Genomic DNA, 21,535 nt, shown 5'->3' on the forward strand with positions numbered 1-21,535 from the left:
CGAGAACGCGGGCGACCAGGACATCCAAAACCGTTCGGGGTGTCCGCAGCGGCCAGGAATGGGTCCAAGACTCACTCCTGCTCACTGATTAGGAACGGTTCGACGGAGTCCCACAGTTCCACGACGGCCAGCCGGTGACCGCCCGCTTCCGCGAGCCGCGTCAGTTCCGGGACGAGGTCCTCGCGCAGCGCGCAGCACGCGCAGTCGTTCACCAGGGGCGCGTCGCCGCTGCCGAGCAGGCCGTCGGCGTCGCGCACGGACCGGTGCACCGAGCCGTCGACGGCGGACGTCAGGTCGTGGTGCAGGGCGACCGAACCGGGCACCGCGCGCAGGATCTCGTCGACGGCCGCCCGGCGGGCGTCGGCGTGGAGTCCGGCGACGATCGCGACCGGCAGCCGTGCCCGGCCCCCGCTCACCGCCCGCTCCGTTCGCGTCCGTAGCGCCGCTCGAAGCGCTCGACCCGGCCCGCGGTGTCCAGTACCCGCTGGGTGCCGGTGTAGAAGGGGTGGCTCGCCGAGGAGATCTCGACGTCGATGACCGGGTAGGTGTTGCCGTCCTCCCATTCGACGGTCCGGTCGCTGGTGGCCGTCGACCGGGTGAGGAAGGCGAAGTCGGCGGCCCGGTCACGGAAGACGACGGGGCGGTACGGGGGGTGGATTCCGGGCTTCACGGTACTCAGCGCTCCTCACGGAAGTCGACGTGGCGCCCGGCGACCGGGTCGTACTTGCGCAGCGTCAGGCGGTCGGGGTCGTTACGGCGGTTCTTGCGGGTCACGTAGGTGTAGCCGGTGCCGGCGGTGGACCTCAGTTTGATGATCGGACGCAGTTCGTTACGGGCCATGGACCGCACTCTACACGGTATTGAATTTCATTTTCATCTAGCTGTTAGTGTGCTGCCATCGATCGACATCGAGGAGGAACTTTGTCCGCTCACTGCCAACTCACCGGCCGAAAGCCCGGCTTCGGGCATCAGATCTCGCACTCCCACCGGCGGAGCAAGCGCCGCTTCGACCCGAACATCCAGCGCAAGCGCTACTGGCTGCCGAGCGAAGGCCGCCACGTCCGGCTCACGCTCTCCGCCAAGGGCGTCAAGACGGTCGACACGATCGGCATCGAGGCGGCGGTCGCGCGCATCCGCGCCCGGGGAGGGAAGGTCTGATGGCGAAGAAGAGCAAGATCGCGAAGAATGAACGGCGACGGCTCGTCGTGGCCCGCCACGCCGAACGCCGTGCCGAACTGAAGGCGGTCATCTCGTCCGTCCGGACGTCCGACGAGGATCGCGCCGCCGCCCAGCGGGAACTGCGCCGGCAGCCCCGCGACGCCAGCGCCACCCGCGTGCGCAACCGCGACTCCGTGGACGGCCGTCCCCGCGGTCACCTGCGCGCCTTCGGCCTGTCCCGCATCCGCCTGCGCGAGATGGCCCACGCGGGCGAGCTTCCGGGGGTGACCAAGAGCAGTTGGTGATGCGTGCCCGGCCCGCGCCCGGTGTGCGGTGCCGGGTGGTTCAGTGGCCGTCCCGGTGCCCCTCGTGGGCGGCGTGCCGATGGCCGTCGTGCACATGGTCGACATGGCCGTCATGGGGCACGGCGACATGACCGCAGCCGATTCCGTGCCGGTGTCCGTGGCCCTCGTGCGGCCGGGGCCCGGTGGTCACGCACTCGTCGATGTGTCCGTCGCGCACATGGTCGACGTGGTCGCCGCGCCGGACGGCGACGTGCCCGCGGCTCTCCTGGTGCCGGTGGTCGTGGCCCTCGTGGGTGCGGCGCTCGGTGGCGGGCGTCATGGCGTGCTCCCGGTGCGACGGTGACGGGTGGCCGCCTGGCCGCCGCCGGCAGCCGGCTCCCCGGGTCCTCCCCGGCGTCGGCCGGGTGCCGTTCGACGCCCGGTGTCCACACCGCCTCACAGCGCACCGGCTCACGGTCCACGACCGTCCGCGTCTCCGACACATCGCCGGTCCGCCCCGGAACGGCCCGCTTCGTCCGTCATCCGGAGAGTTCCGACGAACAACCACCGGCGAGGGCCGCGCGCTTGACCTGAACCGGACTTGAGCTTCTACGTTCGTTCACAGCCGCGGGAACCGACCGGCGGTGTCTTCGGAGGAGGTCCGTCATGGCCGAGTACGCGGCCGGCACAGCAGACATCGGGATTCCCGACCGTTACCGCTACGCCGTGGTCCCGCACATCATGGTCGACGACGCCGCCGCGGCGATCGACTTCTACCGGCGGGCGTTCGGCGCCCGTGAGGACTTCAGGATCGACGCCCCGGGCGGCGGGATCCTGCACGCCGAGATCACCGTCGGGCGGTCGGCGCTGATGCTGGGCGACGCGAGTGTGGACGAGGCGGAGGCCGGGTCCTTCGCCGCGCCGTCCTCGCTCGGCGGGGGCACCTCCGTCACGCTGCACGTCTTCGTGCCGGACGTCGACGCTCTGGCGGAGCGCGCGGAGGCGGCCGGCGCCGAGATCCTCCAGCCGCCGACCGACATGTTCCACGGCGACCGCACCGTCATCCTCAAGGATCCCTCGGGCCACGTGTGGGTCTTCCTGACTCACCTGGAGGACGTCTCGGAGGAGGAGTTGCGGCGGCGCCTGGCCGCCGCCGGGTGAGGGCGGCCCGGGTTCACCCGCCGTCCGTGCGGCGGCGGATGAAGTCCACGGTGCGGGTGAGGCAGTCCTCGACGTCCGTGTCGGTCAGGCCCACCCAGAGGTGGTTGCCGCCGTCGAGGAGGCACAGGTCGGGTTCGTGGCCCGCCGCCCGCAGGGCGTCGGCGAGGCGGACGGACTGCCGGGCGGGGATCAGGGTGTCGTCGGTGCCGTGCAGGATCAGGAAGGGCGGCGCCTGGGGGCCGACGTGGGTGACCGGGCTGGCGTCGCGGGCCGCGTCGGTCCGCTCCGCCGGGGCGCCGCCGAGCAGCAGGGCCTCGAAGCCGGCCGGGTCGTGGGCGTCGTAGGCACCCTCGGGGTGGTCCTCGGCGAGCGCGGGCAGGTCGGTGGGGGCGTACCAGGTGACGCAGCCGGAGACGGTGCCGGCGGGCCGGGTGAGGGCGGTCAGGGCGGCGAGGTGTCCGCCGGCCGACTCCCCCCACAGGACGGTCCGCGCGGTGTCCAGGCCGAGGTCGGCGGCGCGGGTGCGCAGCCAGGTGAGGCAGGCGGCCAGGTCGTCCCTCTGGGCGGGGTGGGGGGCCTCGCCGCTGAGGCGGTAGTCGGGGCAGGCGACGGCGAACCCGGCCCGGGCGAGCCGGGCGAAGGGGCCGGGGTTCCAGTGGCGGAAGCGGGGGCCGAGGTCGTCGCGCAGGCCCGTGCGCCAGGCGCCGCCGTGGACGAAGACCACGACCGGGACGGGGCCGGGGATGTCCTCGGGAAGCCACAGGTCGACGGTGAGCGGGCGGCTGCCCTCGGGGACCGCGTAGACGGCGCCGCGCAGCAGCCGTACGCCGTCGGCGGGGTGCGCGGGGTGCGGCAGGGGCAGCACGGCCGGGTCGGGCGGGGCCAGCAGGTGGAAGGGGAACGTCACGGTGGGTGCCTTACGTCAGCGGGCCGTACGGGGCAGGATGCGGCGGGCGTTGGCGGTGGTGAGCGCGCGCCAGCTGCCGGCGCCGTCGGGTGCCGGGGCGGCGTCCAGGCCGGCGACGTGGGCCTCCACCCCGGCGGCGGGGGTCCAGCAGTGGTCGCTGCCGTACAGGAGCCGGTCGCTGCCGACGAGGTTCAGCAGGGCGGGGAGCTGACGGGGCAGCGCGGGTCCGGCGAGGTCGTAGTGGAGGCGGCGGAGCTGTTCGACGGCGCCGGGGACCGCGGTGCCCTCGGGCATGAACATCCTCATGAAGCCGTCGATGCGGTCGGCCAGCACCGGCAGGGCGCCACCGCAGTGCGGCACGATCACCGTGAGGTCGCGGTGGCGGTCCAGCGTCCCGGCCATGAGCAGGTCGGTGACGGTGCGGGCGGTGTCGAAGATGAACTCGATCATCGGGCGGGGGCGTCCGAGGGCGGACCGCTCCCAGCACACCGGGGAGGTGGGGTGCAGGAAGACGACGGCGCGGCGCCGGCCGAGCTCGGCCCATACGGGCTCCAGGTCCGGGTCGCCGAGGTAGGTGCCGTGGGTGTTGGTCTCCAGGACCACCCCGTCGGCGTGCAGGGTGTCGTAGGCGTACGCGATCTCCTCCAGGGCGCCGTCGACGTCCGGGAGCGGCAGCGAGGCGAACAGGCCGAAGCGGCCGGGGTGGTCGCGTACGGCCTGGGCGCCGGCCTCGTTGACCTCGCGGGCCAGGCGGCGGGCGGCGGTGTCGTCGCCGAAGTGGACGCCCGGCGAGGAGATCGAGAGCATCGATGTCTCGATACCGCAGCGGTCCATCAGCTCCAGGTGCGCGGCCGCCGACCAGGTGGGCCAGGCGGGGACCCCGTCGGGGAGTTCGTGTCCGGCCTCGCGGGCCCGGCGGACGTAGGAGTCGGTGAGGAAGTGGGCGTGGACGTCGAGGTATCCGGGGGTGTCAGGGGACACGGGGGGTTCCTTCTTCTGCGGCGGACGGATCTTCTGCGGCGGACGGAGGAGGAGCGGGACGGCGCCGGGCCGGGCGGTGGCGTACGGCGGTGGCGGCGCGTTCGCCGAGCACGATGCCGGCCAGCCCGGTCAGGCCGAGGAGCGGCGGGGCGGGCGAGGTGACGTCCAGTGCCCAGTACAGCGCGCCCATGAGCAGACCGGCGGCGAAGGAGAGGCCGGCCTTGCGGAGGAAGCCGCGCGTGGCGCCGGCGGCGCTCACAGGGTCTCCAGCACGGCCTGGCCCAGCAGCATGCCCAGCAGTCCGGCCAGCGCGACGGGGGGCGGTGCGGGCGACTCGGTCCGCACCAGCACGTAGGCCACGCCGACCAGCGCTCCGGCGAGCAGTGCCTTCAGGTACGGCATGGAGCGCTCAGCTCCCGGTGCGCCACTTGTGGTCGGGCAGGAAGTTCACGTCGTACCGCTGCGGCACGGTGCCGAACTTGTGCGGCTCGGGGACGAACGGCTTCTGCGGCAGGCCGAGTTCGTCGGTGGGGGTGCCGAGGTTCTCGAAGAACCGCTCGAAGGTGCCGCCCGGTCCCGCGGCCACGCCGACGATCCGGCTGTGGTGGCGTTCGATGCGGTAGGCGTGCGGGCAGTTCTTGGGCACGAACCCGAAGTCGCCCGCCGTGAGCAGCTTCTCGTACTGCTCGCCCTCGAGGTCCTCGACGAACAGCCGCACCGCGCCGTCGGTGATGTAGAAGACCTCGTAGGTGTCCGGGTGGGAGTGGGCGGGGATGATGTCGCCCTTCGGGCCCTCGCAGGTGAAGAAGTTGAAGGTGTTCTCGGTCTGCTCGCCGCCGGCGTAGACGGTGAACAGGTCGGTGAACAGGTGGGCGCGGTCGCCCTGGCCCTTCTCGATGAAGTACGGCTTGCCCGGCTCGGGCGGGATGTGGGAGCGCTCGCGGTAGCGGGTGGCGAACTCGATGGTCATGGTGGTCCTTCCCGTTGAAGAAGTTGAAGGAAGAAGAAAATGGGACTCGTCCGGGGCGTCGGCGGCTCGCGCCCCGCCCTTTCGTGGCTCGTCCTTCACGCTAGACCGGCCGGGAGGGACGGCCTGCGTACACTCGGGCACGCGATGAAGGAAAACGGACAGTTCCCCGTGGGCCGTGCGGCGGCCGGTGTCCCGGCCGTGTCGTACCGGCCGACCCCCGGCAGGCCGCCGGGCCTGGAGGTCCTCGACCTGCCCGGACTCGCCGCCCGCGCCGTGGAGCGGGGGCTGCCCCTCACGGTGCCCGGACGTCCGGCGTTCCACGTGGTCGTCGCGGTCCGCGGCGGGCGGCTCGCGTGCTCGGTGGACTTCACCTCGTACCCGCTCACGCCGGGTGACTGGCTGTGGGTGTGGCCCGGACAGGTGCTGCAGTTCCCCGACGGGCACCGGGGCTGCGACGCCACCGTCCTGGTCTTCCCCACCGGCTTCCCCAGCGCCGCGACGGACGCGCTGATCCGGGACGGCGCGCACGTCCCGTACCGTCTCGTCACGCCGGACGGGCCGCGGCAGGCGGCCCTGCTGCGGCTCCTGGACGCCCTGGTCGAGGAGCACGCCGCGCTGTCCGACCTGCCGCTGGAGGCGTACGTCGAGACGGTGCGGAACCTGCTGTCGGTGGTCCTGATCCGGCTCGTCCACCTCGCCGACCCGCGACGGCGGGGGCGTTCCGACGGCGGCGAGCCGTTCCGGCTGTTCCGCGAGGCCGTCGAGGAGGACTTCCGCCGGACCCACCGGGTCGAGGACTACGCCGCCCGGCTCGGCTACAGTCCGCGCACCCTGACCCGGGCCACCCGGGCCGCCCTCGGCTGCGGCGCCAAGCGCTACATCGACGACCGGGTGCTGCTGGAGGCGAAGCGTCTGCTGATCCACAGCTCGCTGCCGCCCGCCGCCATCGGCGAGCACATCGGGTTCACCTACCCGACGGTCTTCAGCGCCTTCTTCCGTCAGCACACCGGTATGACGCCGACCGAGTTCCGGTCGCTGACGAAGCCCTGAAGGCGCGGGGTCAGCCGCCGGCCGGGGCCCTCCGCGGGGTCAGCCGCCGGCGGGGTCCTCCTCGGGGTCGCGCAGCCGCGGGATGAAGACGGAGAGCACCAGGGCCACGACCGTGACCGCGGCGCCGAGCCAGAAGATCCCGGAGTAACCGGCGTCGAGGTAGAAGGCGGTGCCGTCGACGGTGGTGCTGTGCGCGCCGAGGACGGCGTAGGCGCCGGCGGTCACGACGGCGCCGAACAGGCTGATGAGCATGTTGAGCATGCCGCTGCCCAGCCCCTGTTCGTCGGGCGAGACCACGCCGATCACCAGGACCGGCGCCACCGCGACGACCACGCCGGCGCCGAGGTTGGCGACGCAGGAGGTGACGACGAGCTGGAGTTCGTCGCCGTGGAAGAAGCCCACGAGGGTGTAGCCGACGGCCATGACCGCAAGGCCCGCGCACCACACCCGGCGCGCGTCGAAGCGGCGCAGGTACCGGCTGACCAGCATGCCGGTGCCGAACATCACCAGGTTCCAGCTCACGCTGACGACGGCGTTGTGGTGGGCCGTCCAGCCGAGCCCGTCCGACACGCCCGGGATGGCGGGGTAGAGGGCGAGCAGGATGGCGAGGCTCGGCAGGGTGAAGGCGACCGTCTGGCCGAGACCGCCGGCCGTCAGCGCCAGGGCGACCGGGCGGCGGCGCAGGACCTTCAGGTCCAGGATGGGGTGGGCGCTGGAGCGCTCGACGAACAGGAAGGCGGTCAGCGCGGCTGCCCCCGCTCCGAGCCAGCCCAGGGTCCGTACGTCCGTCCAGCCCCAGCTCTGCCCCTGGCCGAGGGCGTAGACCACGGCCGTCAGGCCGCCGCCGAGGACCAGGCCGCCCGGCCAGTCGAGACGGGACCCGAAGGCGTGCCGGGGGGTCTCCGGGACCAGCAGCGCGATCAGCGCGAAGGCGACCGCGGTGGCGACGGCGAGGAACCACAGGACTCCTCGGTACCCCCAGGCTTCGATCAGCCATCCCGCGAGGAACGGGGAGCCGAGGGCCACCAGGCCGACGCTGCTGCCCATGATGCCGCTCGCCTGCTTCACCAGCCGGGCCGGGAAGACGTCCCGTACGGCGGCGAACGACAGGGCGCCGAAGGGCCCGTAGAACCCGGCGATCGCCCGGCCGGCGAGGACCAGCCAGAAGCTGCCGGCCAGCGCGGCCAGCAGCTCGCCGAGGGTGCCCAGGGCCGTCATCGCGAGCATGACGCGCCGCTTGCCGTACAGGTCGCCCAGCTTGATCACGAAGGGGGTGAGCAGGGTCGACACCAGGGTGAGGGTCAGGCTGAACCACACCACCTGGGTGGTGTGGAACGCCTGGGCGACACCCGCGATGGCGTTGGCCCCGAGGATGCCGCCCGCAGCGAGCAGCTGGGTCGGCCAGGCGAGTGCGATGAGGATCAGGACCAGACGGGGTGTCCACCGCCCGTCCGCGGGGTCGCGGGGCGCGTGGTCGACCGTGGGGCTTGATGACGACGTCGTCATGCCAGCCCTCCTTTCACGGAGGTGCCGAAGGAAGGGGGGAGCATGTGGGGGAAGGGCTGAGGACGGGCTGCCGTGACGCGTGGTTCACGGGGAGGTGACAGCGCGGCAACCTGTCGTCGCGTGGGTCGATGATGACCCGAACACCTAGTGACCGCTAGGTTTCGAGAGTGTGGCCCACCTCACACAGCACGCCCACAGCCGGCACGGCCGGCCGCCGTCCCGCGCCCCGCCGGTACTGTTCTGGCATGGCGACACCCAGGGGACCTCGCGGCCACTACACGGCGGGCCGGGCACGGCGTACGCAGATCCTGGAGGCCGCCCTGCTGCGTTTCGGCAGGGACGGCTACCGCAAGACCTCCCTCGCCCGCGTCGCACGGGACGCCGAGATCACCGACGCCGGACTGCTGCACCACTTCCGCGACAAGCAGCAGCTGCTGCTCGCGGTCGTCGAGTACTGGCACGAGCGCATGGACGTGCGCTGGGAGCGCGTCTCCGACTCGGTGCGGGACGCCTTCCGCTGCCATCTGGAGGACACGGCCGAGACGCTCGGCATGCCCGGCATGGTGGAGCTGGCGGTCGTGCTGACCGCCGAGGCCACCGCGCCCGACCATCCGGCCCACGACCACTTCACCACCTGGCAGGAGAAGGGCGTCGCGGAGCTCGCCGACCGGCTGCGGGCCGGCAGCGGCAGCGGCGAGCTGCTCCCCGGACTGGACCACGAGGGCATCGCCCGCGAGTGCGTCGCCGTGGACGCGGGCCTGCTGCAGCAGTGGCTGGCCTCGGGGCGGTCCTTCGACCTGATCGCGGTCATGCGCGGCCACCTCGACCGCCTGCTGCGGGGCATCTCCACGGACGGGCAGGGGCTGTAGACGCCCCTTCAGGACCCACGGAGCCCCGGCGATTCCGCCCGCTTGTCATGAGCATGACTTACCACCCCGGACGGCACTCGCGCGTGGCGCACGTCACGCACTCGAATGCCTAGTAATCACTAGGCATTCGCTGCATGATCGTGCCTGCTCCCCCGTCACCGCCGAGAAGGGCGCCATGAACCACCACTGGACCGCACGCGTCGTCAGTCCCCGCATGCCCGTGCCCGCCGAGGGGGCCCGCCCGGCCGCGCTGCTGCGGAGCGAGTTCACCGCGCGGACCGCCGTACGGTCGGCCCGGCTCCTGGTCACCGCCCTCGGCGTCTACGAACTGGAGCTCAACGGCACCACGGTGGGCGACCACGTCCTGGCCCCCGGCTGGACGAGCTACCGCCACCGCCACCGCTACCAGTCCTTCGACGTCACCCCCCTGGTCCGTGAGGGCCGCAACGCCTGGGGCGCCCACCTGGCCGACGGCTGGTACCGGGGGCTGCTCGGCTTCAACGGCGGCACCCGGGACATCTACGGCGAGCGCACCGGGCTCCTCGCCGAACTGCACCTCGAGTACGCCGACGGCACCACCGGGACCGTCACCACCGGGGACGGCTGGCGCTGGAGCCCCGGGCCCGTCCTCGCCGCCGGTCTGTACGAGGGCGAGGAGTACGACGCCCGCCGGGAGCGGGCGGGCTTCAGCGAAGCCGGCTTCGACGACTCGGCGTGGCAGCCGGCCGACGTCGTCGACTTCGACACCACCGTCCTCTTCCCGGCCGACAGCCCGCCCGTGCGCCGCATCGAGCATCTCGCGCCCGTCGCGGTCACCACCTCGCCCACCGGACGTACGGTCCTCGACTTCGGCCAGAACCTCGTCGGGCGGCTGCGCGTCCGGGTCCGCGGCGAGGCCGGCCGCACGGTGACCCTTCGCCACGCGGAGGTCCTCGAGGACGGCGACCTCTGCACGCGCCCGCTGCGGCACGCCGTCGCCACCGACCGCTACATCCTGCGCGGCGACCCGACGGGCGAGGAGTGGGAACCCCGTTTCACCTTCCACGGTTTCCGCTACGCCGACGTCGAGGGCTGGCCCGGCGACCTCGACCCGGCCGACGTCACGGCCGTGGTCGTCCACAGCGACCTGCGCCGCACGGGCTGGTTCTCCTGCTCGGACGCCTCCCTGAACCGGCTGCACGAGAACGTGGTGTGGGGGATGCGCGGCAACTTCGTCGACGTGCCCACCGACTGCCCGCAGCGCGACGAGCGGCTCGGCTGGACCGGCGACGTCCAGATCTTCGCCCCCACCGCCGCCTTCCTCCACGACGTCCGCGACTTCCTGCGCTCCTGGCTGCGCGACCTCGCCGCCGACCAGGACGCCGACGAACGGCGCGTGCCCCCGGTGTTCAGCCCCGACATCCCGGTGATCACCCCGGTGCCGATCCCACCCGGCAACCCGCCGATGGCCGGCTGGTGCGACGCGGCCGTCGTCGTGCCCTGGGTGCTGTACGAACGCTACGGCGACACGGAGGTGCTGCGCGCCCAGTACCCGTCGATGCGCGCCTGGGTCGACGCCGTCGACCGCCTGGCCGGACCGGACCGGATCTGGGGCGAGGGATTCCAGTTCGGCGACTGGCTGGACCCGACCGCCCCGGCGGACGACCCGGGCCGCGCGATGACGTCGTCCGCCCTGGTCGCCACGGCGTACTTCGCGCACTCCGCGCGACTGCTGGCCCGGACCGCGGAGGTCCTGGACGACCACGACGACGCCGTCCGCCATCACACCCTGGCCGACGCGGTCCGCGATGCCTTCCTCGCCCGCTTCCACGCCGGCGGCGGACGCCTGACGGAGGAGACGCAGACCGCCTACGCCCTCGCCCTGTGCTTCCGGCTGATCGAGGACGACACCGAGCGCGCCGAGGCCGGACGCCGGCTGGCCGCCCTGGTGGCGGAGCGCGGCCACCGCATCGGCACCGGTTTCCTCGGCACTCCCCTGGTGTGCGACGCGCTGACCGGCACCGGGCACGTGGACACCGCCTACCGGCTGCTGACGCAGCGGGCGTGCCCGTCATGGCTGTACCAGGTCGACATGGGCGCCACCACCGTGTGGGAACGCTGGGACAGCATGCTCCCCGACGGGAGTGTCAATCCCGGCGAGATGACCTCGTTCAACCACTACGCGCTCGGCGCGGTCGCCGACTGGATGCACCGCACCGTGGCCGGTCTGGCCCCCGCCGAGCCGGGCTACCGGCGGCTGCTGGTCCGTCCCCGCCCCGGGGGCGACCTCACCTGGGCCCGGGCCGAGCACGAGACGCCGTACGGCCGGGCCGGGGCCGGGTGGAGCCGGGAGGGCGACAGGCTGCGCGTCGACGTCGTCGTGCCGCCCGACGTCACCGCGCTGGTCGACCTGCCGGGTGCGGAGCCCGTGGAGGCCGGACCCGGCCGGCACACCTTCTACGCGCCGTTCCCCGCGACCACGCGGTGACGCCCGACGACCGCCTTACCCGACCCAGTACGAGGAGCACACACATGACCCACACCAGCCTGCCCGACACCTTCCTGTGGGGCGTGGCCACCGCGGGACACCAGAACGAGGGCGACAACAGCGCCAGTGACACCTGGTTCCTGGAACACACGACGCCCTCGCTGTTCCGCGAGCCGAGCGGTCCGGCGTGCCGCGGCTACCAGCGCTGGGACACGGACCTCGACCTGGCCGCGGGCCTCGGGCTCAACGCCTTCCGGTTCTCCGTCGAGTGGGCCCGTGTCGAACCCGAGCGCGGCGTCGTCTCCGCCGAGGCCCTCGACCACTACGAGCGCAAGGTCGACGGCTGTCTCGAACGCGGACTCGCCCCTCTGGTGACGTTCAGCCACTTCACCGCACCGCACTGGTTCGCCGCGGCCGGCTCCTGGACCGCCGCCGACGCCCCCGCCCGCTTCGCCGAGCAGTGCGACCGCGTGATGGCGCGCTTCGGCGACCGCATCTCCCACGCCGTCACCCTGAACGAGCCCAACCTGGAGCAGCTGCTGCAGGCGGGCGCGAAGCTCCCCGCCGAGGCCGAGGCGCTCAAGACGCGGATGCTGGAGGCGGCAGCGCACGCCGCCGGGAGCGACACCTACGCCAGTGCGAACGTCATCCCCGCCCACCGGCAGGACGAGTTCCAGGCCGCGTTCACGCGGGCGCACCGGGCCGCCCGCGACGCGATCAAGGCCCGCCGCGCCGACCTGCCCGTCGGCGTCTCCATCGCCATCGCCGACGAGGTGGCCCTCCCCGGCGGTGAGGAACGCCGGGACGCCAAGCGTGCCGCCGTCTACGACCACTGGCTGCGCGAGGCACGCCACGACGACTTCATCGGCGTGCAGAACTACGAGCGGATCGTCCACGGCCCCGACGGCGAGGTGACGCCCGCCGGTGAGCGCAACGGGATGGGCACCGTCATCGAGCCGGCCTCCCTCGCGGGCGCCGTGCGCTACGCCCACGAGGTGTCCGGGGTGCCGGTCCTCGTCACCGAACACGGCATCCAGACCCCGGACGACGCGCAGCGCGCCGCGTTCGTCCCCGCCGCCGTCGAACACCTCGCGGCCGAGGTGCGCGCGGGGACGCCCGTCCTCGGGTACTGCCACTGGACGCTCATGGACAACTTCGAGTGGATCTTCGGGTACGGCGCCCGACTCGGGCTGCACGAGGTCGACCGCGACACCTTCGAACGCCGCCCGAAGCCGAGCGCGAAGGCGTACGCGGAGGTGGTGCGACGCCATCGGGGTCCGCGCAGGTGACCCGGTGCCCCGGCCGGCTCAGCGGCGCAGGGCGGTCTCGCTCTCCATGTGGGACAGCTTCTCGGGGTTGCGCACGGCGTAGAGGCCGGTGATGCGGCCGTCCTCGACGCGCACCGCGAGGACGGTGTCGAGCACGCCGTCGAGCCCGATGATCAGCGCGGGCAGGCCGTTGACCTCCGCCGGCCGCAGCGACACCTCGGCGGTGAGCCTGCCCAGTCCGCCCCGCAGCAGGCGGGCCACCTTGTCGGCCCCCACGACGGGCTTGAGGACGGCCTGCTTGACGCCGCCGCCGTCGCCCAGGAGGACGACGTCCGGTGCGAGGACGTCGAGCAGGCCCTGCAGATCGCCCGTCTCGACCGCCCGCCGGAAGGCGTCGAGGGCGTCCCGTGTCTCGGCCGGTGACACGGCCCCGCGCGGCCGGCGTGCCGCGACGTGCGCCCGTGCCCGGTGCGCGATCTGGCGCACCGCGGCCGGGCTCTTGTCGACGGCTCCGGCGATCTCGTCGTACTCGAGGCCGAACACCTCGCGCAGCACGAACACCGCCCGCTCGGTGGGGGCGAGCGTCTCCAGCACCAGGAGCATCGCCATCGAGACGCTGTCGGCGAGTTCGACGTCCTCGGCCACGTCGGGGGCGGTGAGCAGCGGTTCGGGGAGCCAGGAGCCGACGTAGGACTCCTTGCGGCGGCCGAGCGTACGCAGTCTGCTCAGCGCCTGCCGGGTGGTGATCCGTACGAGGTAGGCCCGCCGGTCCCGCACCGCGGCGAGGTCGACATCCGCCCAGCGCAGCCAGGTCTCCTGCAGCACGTCCTCGGCGTCGGCGGCCGAGCCGAGCATCTCGTAGGCGACGGTGAACAGCAGGTTGCGGTGGGCGACGAACGCCTCGGTCGCGGTGTCCATGTGCTCTGTTGCCTCGCTCTTCACCGGCTGCTCCCGTTCGTTCGCTTCCCACGGTCTCCCGCACACAGGACGCCGGCCGCCGGGGTTCTGTGACATGTGCGGGGAGGGTTCGTCCGGAGGACGGCCGTCCGCCCCGGCGTCCGGGCGGGACGCCGGGGCGGAATTCCGGCCGGGGAGCTGTCAGCAGCCGATGGGGTCGGAGCCGACGGCCACGTCGTCGAACCACAGGGTGTCGTCACCCGTGCCGTAGCTCTCCCAGCCCAGCCGCAGGGCGGTGGGGCGGGGCGGGGTGGTGCGGGCGAGCCACTGCCGGTCGACGTCCTGCGTCGGCACACCGTCGGCGTGCAGGCCGGGAACCTGCTCGTCGCCGAGCCAGGTGTCGAGTCCGGGGGCCGTCGTGTCGATCGCGAAGCGCAGGCACTGCCAGCTTCCCGTCGGCAGCGGCCTGCTCAGCGCCACGCCGGCCGGGCTCTGCTCCGGCAGGGTGGCGTCGTCGCTCTCCCGGTTCCACTGCAGGGCGCCGTTCTGGCCGCCGACGCGCAGGCTCCGCCCGTTCTGGGAGGAGTCGGGCAGGGACACGAAGGTGACGTGGGCGGAGGGGAGTGCGGTGGTGTGCCGCACCCACATGCGTACGTACATGACCGGACCGACCGAGGACAGGTCCGCGGTGGAGGCGACGAAGGCGTGGTTGCAGTAGCCGGCCCGGCCGTCGATCCGCAGCGACCGGCTGCCGCTGTGCGCGACGGCGGTGTCCACGGCGGCCGTCCCGGTGCCCTGGCAGTCGGGGGCGGTGAAGCGCCAGGCGCCGGACGGGGCGGAGCCGGTCTGGTCCTCGAAGTCCGAGCAGAGCGCGGCGTCGCCGCAGTCCTCGCTGGGTGGCGGGGTCGTGGGCGGGGGCGTGGTGGGCGGCGTGGTGCCGTCACCGCCGCACGGCACACCGTTGAGGGCGAAGTCGCTCGGTGCGGGGTCGGCCGAACGCCAGGTCCCCTGCAGGCCGAACTCGGCGGCGCCTCCCGTGGGCAGCGCGCCGTTCCAGCCGAGACTGTCGGCGACGACGGACGCGCCGGTCTGGGTGACGGTCGCGTTCCACGCGGAGGTCACCCGCTGGTCGCCGGTGTAGGTCCAGGTCAGCCGCCAACTGTCCAGCGCGGGGCCGAGATTGGTGACCTTGACCTGTGCGGTGTAGCCGTCGGCCCACTTGTTCACGGTGTAGTCGACCCGGCAGCCGGTCTCGGCGCCGGTCTCGGTACCGGTCTCGGCTCCGCTCGCGGGCAGCACCGTGAGGGCGGACGCCGACAGTACGGCGGCGGTGAGGACCGCGGTCCAGGGCCGGCGCGGTAATCGTGCGAGGAGAGCGCGCATTTGTGCCTCCGAGGTGAGGGGTGAGGGGTGAGGTGGGTGGGACGTAAGAGGTACGGAAGCAGGGGTACGGATTGGGAGCGCTCCCAATCGGCGGGGCGGGGGTCTGGGCGGCCGGACCCCCGTCGGAGGTCAGCTCGTGGGGAAGTCGTCCGGGGTGCTGATCCGGCTCTTGAGCAGCGCGCCGGACTCGGTCAGCACGCCGCTGCCGCTGTAGTCGGTGCCGGCGCAGGTGCCGGGCCGGAACGCCGCGCTGCCCTCGTCGGCGTCGGAGTAGGTCCAGTTCGCGTAGCTGATCTTCAGCTGGTCGAGCAGGTCCAGCCAGGCGATGCTGCTCGCCCGGTCCACCGCTCCGCCGCCGGTGGCGCTCACCGTGCCGAACTCGGAGACGAACAGCGGCAGTCGGGAGGCCGCCCGGCTCACCGTGGCGCGGTAGGTGTCCTTGTGGCTCGCGGCGTAGAAGTGGAACGCGTACATGATGTTGGTGGCGTCGACGGGGTTCGCGACGACCTCGCTCTCGCTGGAGCCGTCCGAGACGCCCAGCGAGGACCAGCCGCGGGTGCCGACGATGACGACGGCGTCCGGGTCGGCGGTCCGGATCACCGGGATGACCTGCTCGGCGTAGCTCTTGATGCCCGCCCAGCTCACGCCGTTGGGCTCGTTGGCGATCTCGTAGATCACGTTGTTCTTGGCGGCGTTGCGGGCGGCGACGGAGGTGAAGAACGTCTTCGCGCTGTCGAGGTTGAAGTTCGGGTCGCCCGGCGTGAGGGTGTGGAAGTCGATCACGGCGTACATGCCACGGGCCTCGGCCATGTCGACGAGGCCGTTCACGCGGCGGGTGAAGCCCGCGGGGTCGGTCTCGTAACCGTCCTCCTGTACGTACATGGAGATGCGCAGCAGGTCCGACCGCCAGTCGTTCGCGAGCGCGTCCAGGGACGCGTCGGTGTAGCACTGGCTGAACCACTGGATGCCGTGGGTGCTCATGCCGCGCAACTGGATGGGGCGGTCGTACTGGTTGCAGAGGTGGACGCCGCAGACGTGCAGCTGTCCGTTGATGTCCACGGGGGTGCCGTCGCCCGGGGTGGGCGGGGGTTCTTCGACGGAGCCCGTGCAGGCGACGCCGTTGAGCGTGAACGCCGTGGGTGTCGGGTTGGCACCGGTGAAGGAGCCGGTGAAGCCCAGGTCGGCGGTGGCGCCGGTGGCCAGTGTGCGGTTCCAGTCGGCAGCGGTGGCGGTGACCGTGGAGCCGGACTGCGACCAGGTGGCGTTCCAGCCCTGGACGAGCTTCTGCCCGGCGTCCGGCAGGGTGAATCCGAGCCTCCATCCGGAGACGGGGTCGCCCAGGTTGGTGATTCTCACTCCGGCCTGGAAGCCGCCCTGCCACTGGCTGGCCACCGTGTAGTCGACCCGGCAGCCGGTGGCGGCCGCCGCCTGCGGACCGGCCAGCGCCGTGAGGCCCAGGACCGTCGCACAGGTCGCCAGTAAGGCCAAAAAGCGTTTCACAGCGTTCCTCCTCGTGCGGTGCGAACTCATGCAGTGCGAACTGATGCGGTGCGAACTCGTGCGATGCGCATACGTGCGATGACTCGCGTCGTGCGGGCGCGGCGTGGTGCAGCGCAATGGGAGCGCTCCCAAAGCCCATCGGCCCGTGACCGTACACCGACACGCCGACGCGCGATAGCCATGTGACGGCCGAAGAATGCCGCGGCGCGGGTGACTGCCGCTCATGCGGAGGCGTCCGGCCCCGCCGACGCGAACGGTGGCGCACGTCACACCTCCCTCCTGTCACAGGGAGCGAACCTCCGGCATCTCGTGTTCAGACCAGCTCAACACCGCAAATGAACATGAGTGAGGACGAAACCATGAATAACCGATTCAACCTGTTCGAGAACCAGCTCGCCGCCCGGTTCGCCAAGCGGTTCGCCGGCGCGGCCCTGGTGATCCAGGACTCGCCGCTGCCGAAGTCCACCCAGGAGCTGGTGTCACTGCGCGCCAGCCAGATCAACGGCTGCGGCCACTGCGTCGACATGCACGTCAAGGAGGCGGCGGCCGCCGGTGAGAGCGCGGTCCGGCTCCACCTGGTCGCCGCCTGGCGCGAGTCCACCGTGTTCACGGAGGCCGAGCAGGCGGCCCTGGCCCTCGCCGAGGAGGGCACCCGGCTCGCCGACGCCTCCGAGGGCGTCTCCGACGAGACCTGGGCCCGGGTGCGCAAGCACTACGACGACGACCAGACCGCCGCGCTGGTCACCCTGGTCGCCCTGATCAACGCGGCCAACCGGCTCGCGGTGATCACCCACCAGAAGGGCGGCTCGTACGAGGCGGGCATGTTCGCGGCGACGGTCAAGAGCTGACCGGAGGACTGACCGGAGGACGCCTCGGGCCGGCCCGGGACCGTGTGCCCCGGGCCGGCCTCGGGCCGGCCCGGGGGGCCCGTCAGATCGGGAAGTGCGCGTGCCCCCTGACCTGTGCCGTGACCCAGCGGGTGTCGGTGAAGGCCTCGGCGCCGGCCTGGCCGCCGAAGCGGCCGTAGCCGGAGCTCTTCACGCCGCCGAAGGGGGCCTGCGGTTCGTCGGCGATGGACTGGTCGTTGACGTGGACGATGCCGGTGCGCAGCCGGCCGGCGACCGCCAGGCCCTCGGCCAGGTTCTCGGTGATGACGCCCGCGGTGAGTCCGTAGGGGGTGTCGTTGGCGAGCGCGACGGCCTCGTCGGTGCCGTCGACGACGTGGACCACGGTCGCCGGGCCGAAGATCTCGTCGTAGTAGATCTTCATCTCCTTGGTGACCCCGGTGAGGACGACCGGGCGGATCAGGGTGCCCGGTTCCTCGATCTCACCGGTGCCCGCGGCCAGTTCGGCGCCCTGGGAGACCGCGTCCGCGATCAGCGCCGAGACCCGGCGGGCGGCGGCCTCGTTCACGACCGGACCGACGGCCGTCGCCGGGTCGCTCGGGTCGCCGCAGGGCAGGGCCCGGACGCGGGCGGCGAACTTGGCGGTGAACTCGTCGGCGACCGAGCGGTGGACGATGACCCGGTCCACGCACATGCAGATCTGGCCCGCGTTCATGAAGGAGCCGAAGACCGCGGCGTCCACCGCGTAGTCGACGTCCGCGTCCTCCAGTACCAGCAGGGGGTTCTTGCCGCCGAGTTCGAGGACGGCGGGCTTGAGGTGCCGGGCGGCCTGGACGCCGATGGTGCGGCCGGTCTCCGTGGAGCCGGTGAAGTTGACCATCCGTACCCGGGGGTCGGAGATCAGCGCGGAGACCACCTCGGCGGCGTCGGCGCGGTCGTTGGTGACGACGTTGAGCACGCCCGCGGGCAGTCCCGCCTCGTGCAGGACGTCGGAGATCAGCAGGCCGCAGGCGATCGGCGCGTCCTCGCTGGGCTTCATCACCACGGTGTTGCCCATCGCGATCGGCAGCGCCACCGCGCGGACGCCGAGGATGACCGGTGCGTTCCACGGCGAGATCGCGGCGATCACCCCCTTGGGCACCCGCGTCTGCGTGGAGAGGACGCCGTCGGCGTCGGTGGCGAGGACCTGGCCGGTCGGGCGGCTGACCTCGGCCGCCGCCTCCAGCAGGATGCCGGCGGCCAGGTGGGCGTTGAAGCCCGCCCAGGGAGCGGCGCCGCCGACCTCCGTGGCCATCAGCCGTACGACCTCCTCGGTGCGCTCGGTCATCAACTGCGCGGCGCGCAGGAAGATCCGGCGGCGTTCGGCCGGCTTGGTCGCGGCCCACGCCTCGAACGCGGCGTCGGCGGCGTCCACGGCACGGCGTACGTCGTCCGGGGTGCCCGCGGCGATCTCCGCGCAGACGGCGCCGGTCCAGGGGTTGGTGTCGGACGTGGTGCGGCCGGAGGAGGCGGGGACCTCCTGGCCGTCGATGATCAGTCCTCGGGAGACGGACACGAGATGCTCCTGTCAGGGGATGTGAGGCTCAGGCCTGGGCGGGCGAGGAGGCGGGGCCGGTGGCCCGGCGGGTGCGCAGGGCACGGTGGGCGAGGCCGACGAGAGCCGGGGCGGCCACCGGCGCGATCATGTAGTTCCAGAAGTGCTCGTACGTCCTGGAGAGCAGGGCCGGTCCGAAGGCGCGCGCCGGGTTGATGCTCGCGCCGGTCACGGTGCCCAGGGTCGCGACGACCACGCCCACTCCGATGCCGATGACCGCCGGGATCAGCGCCCCCAGGGCGGGTCTGGTCATCACCAGCGCCACCGTCACGAAGACCGCGGCGAGCGCGGAACCCTCGACGAGGAACAGTTCGACCGTACCCGTCCCGGGTGCGGGGTGCACGGCCCCGTGTCCGACCCGGCGCACGGCATCGCCCCACACCAGTCCGGCCAGCGCGGTACCGGCCGCGGATCCGGCGAGCTGCGCGGTGACGTACGGGAGGACGGCGCGGGAGGGGAAGAGACCGCTCGACCACAGGAAGACGGTGACGCCGGGGTGCATGTGGCCCCCGGACCCGCGGCCGGGCGGCGAGTACATCAGGCCCGCGATGAGCGCGGCGACCGCGACTCCCGCGACGGCGAACAGGGCGTCCGGGTCGCCGATCGCCAGCGGCGAGGCGGGGTGGGCCAGCCAGCGGATCAGGCTCACCACGGCGAAGAGAAGCACCGTGGTCAGCGCGAACTCGTACGCGCTGTGCCGGACGAGATCCGCGCGGCTCCGGGCGGAAGTGCTCATGGAGTCCTCATCAGGGGCGGGGGCAGGGGCGAGGCGGGGGCGGTCCGGCGGGACGCGTCCCGCACCACACCGGACTACCTTTTTTCGCTGAGTGAACTTACTTTCATTGACCGAGTGCGCTGAGTGTGGGCGATCGCCGAGACGGCTGTCAATGGCCGGTAGCGTTCCCCTGGAGACGGGTACGGCCACACGCGCCGGGAAGCCGACATACGGGAGGAAGTGCCATGGCGCCGGGCGTTTCGAGGGCGGCACCGCAGGCACCGCAGGCACCGGCGGACTCCCCCACGGAAGCCGCCGGCCCGCTGGAGCGCGGGCTGGCCGTGCTGCGGATCGTCGCGGACGCCCCCCACTCCGTGCGCCCCAGCGATCTCGCCCGCGCGACCGGCCTGGCGCGATCGACCGTCGACCGGATCGCCGCGACCCTGACCCACCTCGACCATCTGCGCGCCGTGGGACGCGACCTCGTGCCCGCCCCGCGTCTGATGGAGTTCGGCAACGCCTACCTGCACGCGAGCGGCCTGTCCCAGGCGCTGCGGCCGAGCCTCGACCGGCTGGCCCGCGCCCTCGACGAGTCGGTCTCGGCGATCGTCCTCGACGGCTGCGACGCACGCATCGTCGGCAAGGCCGTCCCGCCCGGCCGGATGATCCCCCTGGGTTTCCGTGTCGGCGACCTTCTGCCCGCCGAGCGCTGCGCGGCCGGTGCCGTACTCGCCGCCGGATGGGGGCCCGACACGTACGAGGCGTGGCGGGCCCGCCGTGCCGCCGACCCCCTGGACGAGACCTTCCCGGCCGTCCCCGCGCGCCGCACCGCTCCTGTCCCCGAGCGGACGGAGGCCGACTTCGCCACCTGGACCGCGACGGCCGACGCGGACGGCTGGGCACTGGACGACCAGCTGGTCGCCCCGGGCCTGGTCGCACTGGCGGTCCCGGTACGCGACCCCGGCGGCCGGCCCGTCTGCGCGATCAGCGTGCTCGCGCACACCAGCCGCCACAGCGGCGGGGAACTGCGCGCGCAGGCGCTGGCCACGATGACGGAGGAGGCCCGACGCATCGCGGACGAGCTGTACGACACCTCGAAGACGACCGCCGTGCCACCCGCCACCGCCCCCGCCTACGCCGACGCCAAGCCGGAACTGGGACCGTCCTTCCTCCAGGCACTGGCCCGGGGCCTCGCCGTCCTGACCGCGCTCGGCCGGCGGCGCGGCGGTCTCACCCTCGCCGAGGCCGCCGAGGCCTCCGGGCTCTCGTACCCCAGCACCCGTCGCAACCTGCTGACGCTCCGTCAACTGGGTTACGTGGAACAGCTCGGCCGCCGCTTCCTGCCCTCCCCGCGCGTCCTGGAGCTCGGCTACGCGCGGCTGTCCACCCTCACCCTCGCCGACATCGCCCAGCCCCATCTGACCGAACTGGCAGGACGGGTACGGGAGTCGGCCTCACTGGCGGTCCTCGACGGCACCGAGGTCCACTACGTGGCCCGCGCCGCCGCCCAGCAGATCACCAGCGCCCGGATCATGCCCGGCACACGACTGCCCGCGTACGCCACCTCCATGGGCCGGGTCCTCCTCGCGGACCTGCCCGAGGCGGACCGGCGGGACCGGATCGCCGCCTCGCACCCCAGGGCCCTGACCCCGCACACCCTCACCTCGCCCGACGCGCTCGGCGCAGAGCTGGACCGGGTCGCCCATGAGCAACACGCGCTGGTCGAACAGGAGTTGGAGGCGGGACTGCGCTCCCTGGCCGTACCGGTCCGGGACCGGGACGGACGGGCCGTCGCAGCCGTGAACATCGCCCTGCACGCCGGCCCCGAGCCACCCGAACACACCAGGGACACCCTCCTCCCCGCACTGCGCGCCTGCGCGGCCCGCATCGAGTCGGACCTGGCGGTCGCGTTCGCCGACGGTCCCGTACGGACGGGCTGACCGCTCCGCGCGGTCCGTCCTCACATCGGCCGCAACGGCG

23 protein-coding genes and 1 pseudogene are annotated in these 21,535 nt (G+C 72.8%); 9 read left to right on the top strand and 15 right to left on the bottom strand.

Going from position 1 to position 21,535, the window contains the following annotated elements; translation table 11 throughout:
- Nucleotides 1-80 precede the first annotated feature (80 nt).
- The 3 genes and pseudogenes from IH50_RS0127800 to rpmG all read right to left on the bottom strand — a co-directional run.
- Nucleotides 81-395: pseudogene (locus IH50_RS0127800) on the bottom strand (cobalamin biosynthesis protein CobW); the annotation flags it as partial.
- A 17-nt stretch (nt 396-412) separates the two neighbouring features.
- Nucleotides 413-670, bottom strand: coding sequence for a type B 50S ribosomal protein L31 (locus IH50_RS0127805; RefSeq protein WP_030868016.1), 258 nt, complete (start codon nt 668-670; stop codon nt 413-415).
- Between the two features lie 5 nt (nt 671-675).
- Nucleotides 676-840 carry a 50S ribosomal protein L33 gene (gene rpmG / locus IH50_RS0127810; RefSeq protein ID WP_017949758.1) on the bottom strand — a complete coding sequence of 55 codons (165 nt, stop codon included), beginning with the start codon at nt 838-840 and terminating at the stop codon, nt 676-678.
- A gap of 81 nt (nt 841-921) precedes the next feature.
- Between rpmG and rpmB the strand changes: the two genes are divergently transcribed.
- Nucleotides 922-1,158: a 50S ribosomal protein L28 gene (rpmB, locus tag IH50_RS0127815; RefSeq protein WP_030868018.1), complete on the top strand. Its 237-nt coding sequence runs from the start codon at nt 922-924 to the stop codon at nt 1,156-1,158.
- A complete protein-coding gene (gene rpsN / locus IH50_RS0127820; protein WP_030868021.1) occupies nt 1,158-1,463 on the top strand; it encodes a 30S ribosomal protein S14 in 306 nt (101 codons plus the stop codon). The genes rpmB and rpsN overlap by 1 nt, the downstream gene beginning before the upstream one ends.
- Nucleotides 1,464-1,503: 40 nt before the next feature.
- On the opposite strand, the gene IH50_RS40135 is transcribed toward rpsN, so the two are convergent.
- Nucleotides 1,504-1,782 (bottom strand): hypothetical protein, encoded by a 279-nt coding sequence (locus tag IH50_RS40135; RefSeq protein ID WP_078914117.1) that lies wholly within the window; start codon nt 1,780-1,782, stop codon nt 1,504-1,506.
- 326 nt (nt 1,783-2,108) lie between these two features.
- On the opposite strand from IH50_RS40135, the gene IH50_RS0127830 reads away from it, so the two are divergent.
- On the top strand, nt 2,109-2,603 hold the full coding sequence (locus tag IH50_RS0127830; RefSeq protein ID WP_030868026.1) for a VOC family protein: 495 nt from the start codon (nt 2,109-2,111) through the stop codon (nt 2,601-2,603).
- A gap of 13 nt (nt 2,604-2,616) precedes the next feature.
- Here the strand turns inward: IH50_RS0127830 and IH50_RS0127835 are convergent, their stop codons facing one another.
- Genes IH50_RS0127835 through IH50_RS0127855 form a run of 5 tightly spaced genes read right to left on the bottom strand, consistent with a single transcriptional unit; the run spans nt 2,617 to nt 5,461 of the window.
- Complete coding sequence (locus IH50_RS0127835) at nt 2,617-3,510, bottom strand: alpha/beta hydrolase (RefSeq protein WP_030868028.1); 894 nt, start codon at nt 3,508-3,510, stop codon at nt 2,617-2,619.
- Nucleotides 3,511-3,525: 15 nt separating this feature from the next.
- Nucleotides 3,526-4,491 carry an amidohydrolase family protein gene (locus IH50_RS0127840; RefSeq protein ID WP_030868031.1) on the bottom strand — a complete coding sequence of 322 codons (966 nt, stop codon included), beginning with the start codon at nt 4,489-4,491 and terminating at the stop codon, nt 3,526-3,528.
- Nucleotides 4,481-4,750: a DUF1427 family protein gene (locus tag IH50_RS39145; RefSeq protein WP_030868033.1), complete on the bottom strand. Its 270-nt coding sequence runs from the start codon at nt 4,748-4,750 to the stop codon at nt 4,481-4,483. Before IH50_RS39145 ends, IH50_RS0127840 begins: the two co-directional genes overlap by 11 nt.
- Nucleotides 4,747-4,893, bottom strand: a complete 147-nt coding sequence (locus tag IH50_RS40140; RefSeq protein WP_078914118.1) for a DUF1427 family protein — start codon at nt 4,891-4,893, stop codon at nt 4,747-4,749. Before IH50_RS40140 ends, IH50_RS39145 begins: the two co-directional genes overlap by 4 nt.
- A 7-nt stretch (nt 4,894-4,900) precedes the next feature.
- On the bottom strand, nt 4,901-5,461 hold the full coding sequence (locus IH50_RS0127855; RefSeq protein ID WP_030868035.1) for a quercetin 2,3-dioxygenase: 561 nt from the start codon (nt 5,459-5,461) through the stop codon (nt 4,901-4,903).
- Between the two features lie 144 nt (nt 5,462-5,605).
- Here IH50_RS0127855 and IH50_RS0127860 point away from each other — a divergent pair, with 144 nt between their 5' ends.
- Nucleotides 5,606-6,511, top strand: a complete 906-nt coding sequence (locus tag IH50_RS0127860; RefSeq protein ID WP_051767468.1) for a helix-turn-helix domain-containing protein — start codon at nt 5,606-5,608, stop codon at nt 6,509-6,511.
- Between the two features lie 39 nt (nt 6,512-6,550).
- Here the strand turns inward: IH50_RS0127860 and IH50_RS0127865 are convergent, their stop codons facing one another.
- Nucleotides 6,551-8,017 carry an MFS transporter gene (locus IH50_RS0127865; RefSeq protein WP_030868039.1) on the bottom strand — a complete coding sequence of 489 codons (1,467 nt, stop codon included), beginning with the start codon at nt 8,015-8,017 and terminating at the stop codon, nt 6,551-6,553.
- Nucleotides 8,018-8,262: 245 nt separating this feature from the next.
- On the opposite strand from IH50_RS0127865, the gene IH50_RS0127870 reads away from it, so the two are divergent.
- The 3 genes from IH50_RS0127870 to IH50_RS0127880 all read left to right on the top strand — a co-directional run bounded on the left by IH50_RS0127870 (nt 8,263) and on the right by IH50_RS0127880 (nt 12,642).
- Nucleotides 8,263-8,886: a TetR/AcrR family transcriptional regulator gene (locus IH50_RS0127870; protein WP_030868042.1), complete on the top strand. Its 624-nt coding sequence runs from the start codon at nt 8,263-8,265 to the stop codon at nt 8,884-8,886.
- Between the two features lie 175 nt (nt 8,887-9,061).
- On the top strand, nt 9,062-11,353 hold the full coding sequence (locus IH50_RS0127875) for an alpha-L-rhamnosidase (RefSeq protein WP_037873007.1): 2,292 nt from the start codon (nt 9,062-9,064) through the stop codon (nt 11,351-11,353).
- Nucleotides 11,354-11,397: 44 nt separating this feature from the next.
- A complete protein-coding gene (locus tag IH50_RS0127880; protein ID WP_030868047.1) occupies nt 11,398-12,642 on the top strand; it encodes a family 1 glycosylhydrolase in 1,245 nt (414 codons plus the stop codon).
- Between the two features lie 18 nt (nt 12,643-12,660).
- Here IH50_RS0127880 and IH50_RS0127885 read toward each other — a convergent pair whose 3' ends face one another.
- From IH50_RS0127885 to IH50_RS0127895, 3 genes are all read right to left on the bottom strand, one after another.
- Nucleotides 12,661-13,539, bottom strand: coding sequence for an RNA polymerase sigma-70 factor (locus tag IH50_RS0127885; protein ID WP_051767469.1), 879 nt, complete (start codon nt 13,537-13,539; stop codon nt 12,661-12,663).
- 180 nt (nt 13,540-13,719) lie between these two features.
- Nucleotides 13,720-14,901: a cellulose-binding domain-containing protein gene (locus IH50_RS0127890; protein WP_030868053.1), complete on the bottom strand. Its 1,182-nt coding sequence runs from the start codon at nt 14,899-14,901 to the stop codon at nt 13,720-13,722.
- A gap of 129 nt (nt 14,902-15,030) precedes the next feature.
- Nucleotides 15,031-16,401 (bottom strand): cellulase family glycosylhydrolase, encoded by a 1,371-nt coding sequence (locus IH50_RS0127895; protein ID WP_030868056.1) that lies wholly within the window; start codon nt 16,399-16,401, stop codon nt 15,031-15,033.
- Nucleotides 16,402-16,760: 359 nt separating this feature from the next.
- Between IH50_RS0127895 and IH50_RS0127900 the strand changes: the two genes are divergently transcribed.
- Complete coding sequence (locus IH50_RS0127900) at nt 16,761-17,249, top strand: carboxymuconolactone decarboxylase family protein (RefSeq protein ID WP_030868062.1); 489 nt, start codon at nt 16,761-16,763, stop codon at nt 17,247-17,249.
- Between the two features lie 82 nt (nt 17,250-17,331).
- On the opposite strand, the gene IH50_RS0127905 is transcribed toward IH50_RS0127900, so the two are convergent.
- Together IH50_RS0127905 and IH50_RS38040 are read right to left on the bottom strand one after the other, a co-directional pair.
- Nucleotides 17,332-18,801: an aldehyde dehydrogenase family protein gene (locus IH50_RS0127905; RefSeq protein ID WP_030868063.1), complete on the bottom strand. Its 1,470-nt coding sequence runs from the start codon at nt 18,799-18,801 to the stop codon at nt 17,332-17,334.
- 28 nt (nt 18,802-18,829) lie between these two features.
- Nucleotides 18,830-19,576 (bottom strand): aquaporin, encoded by a 747-nt coding sequence (locus IH50_RS38040; protein ID WP_051767470.1) that lies wholly within the window; start codon nt 19,574-19,576, stop codon nt 18,830-18,832.
- 224 nt (nt 19,577-19,800) lie between these two features.
- Here IH50_RS38040 and IH50_RS0127915 point away from each other — a divergent pair, with 224 nt between their 5' ends.
- Nucleotides 19,801-21,495, top strand: coding sequence for an IclR family transcriptional regulator domain-containing protein (locus IH50_RS0127915; RefSeq protein WP_030868070.1), 1,695 nt, complete (start codon nt 19,801-19,803; stop codon nt 21,493-21,495).
- The last annotated feature ends 40 nt before the right edge of the window (nt 21,496-21,535 follow it).

This window comes from Streptomyces sp. NRRL S-37, from assembly GCF_000721605.1.
In the GTDB taxonomy this organism is placed as follows: Bacteria; Actinomycetota; Actinomycetes; order Streptomycetales; family Streptomycetaceae; genus Streptomyces.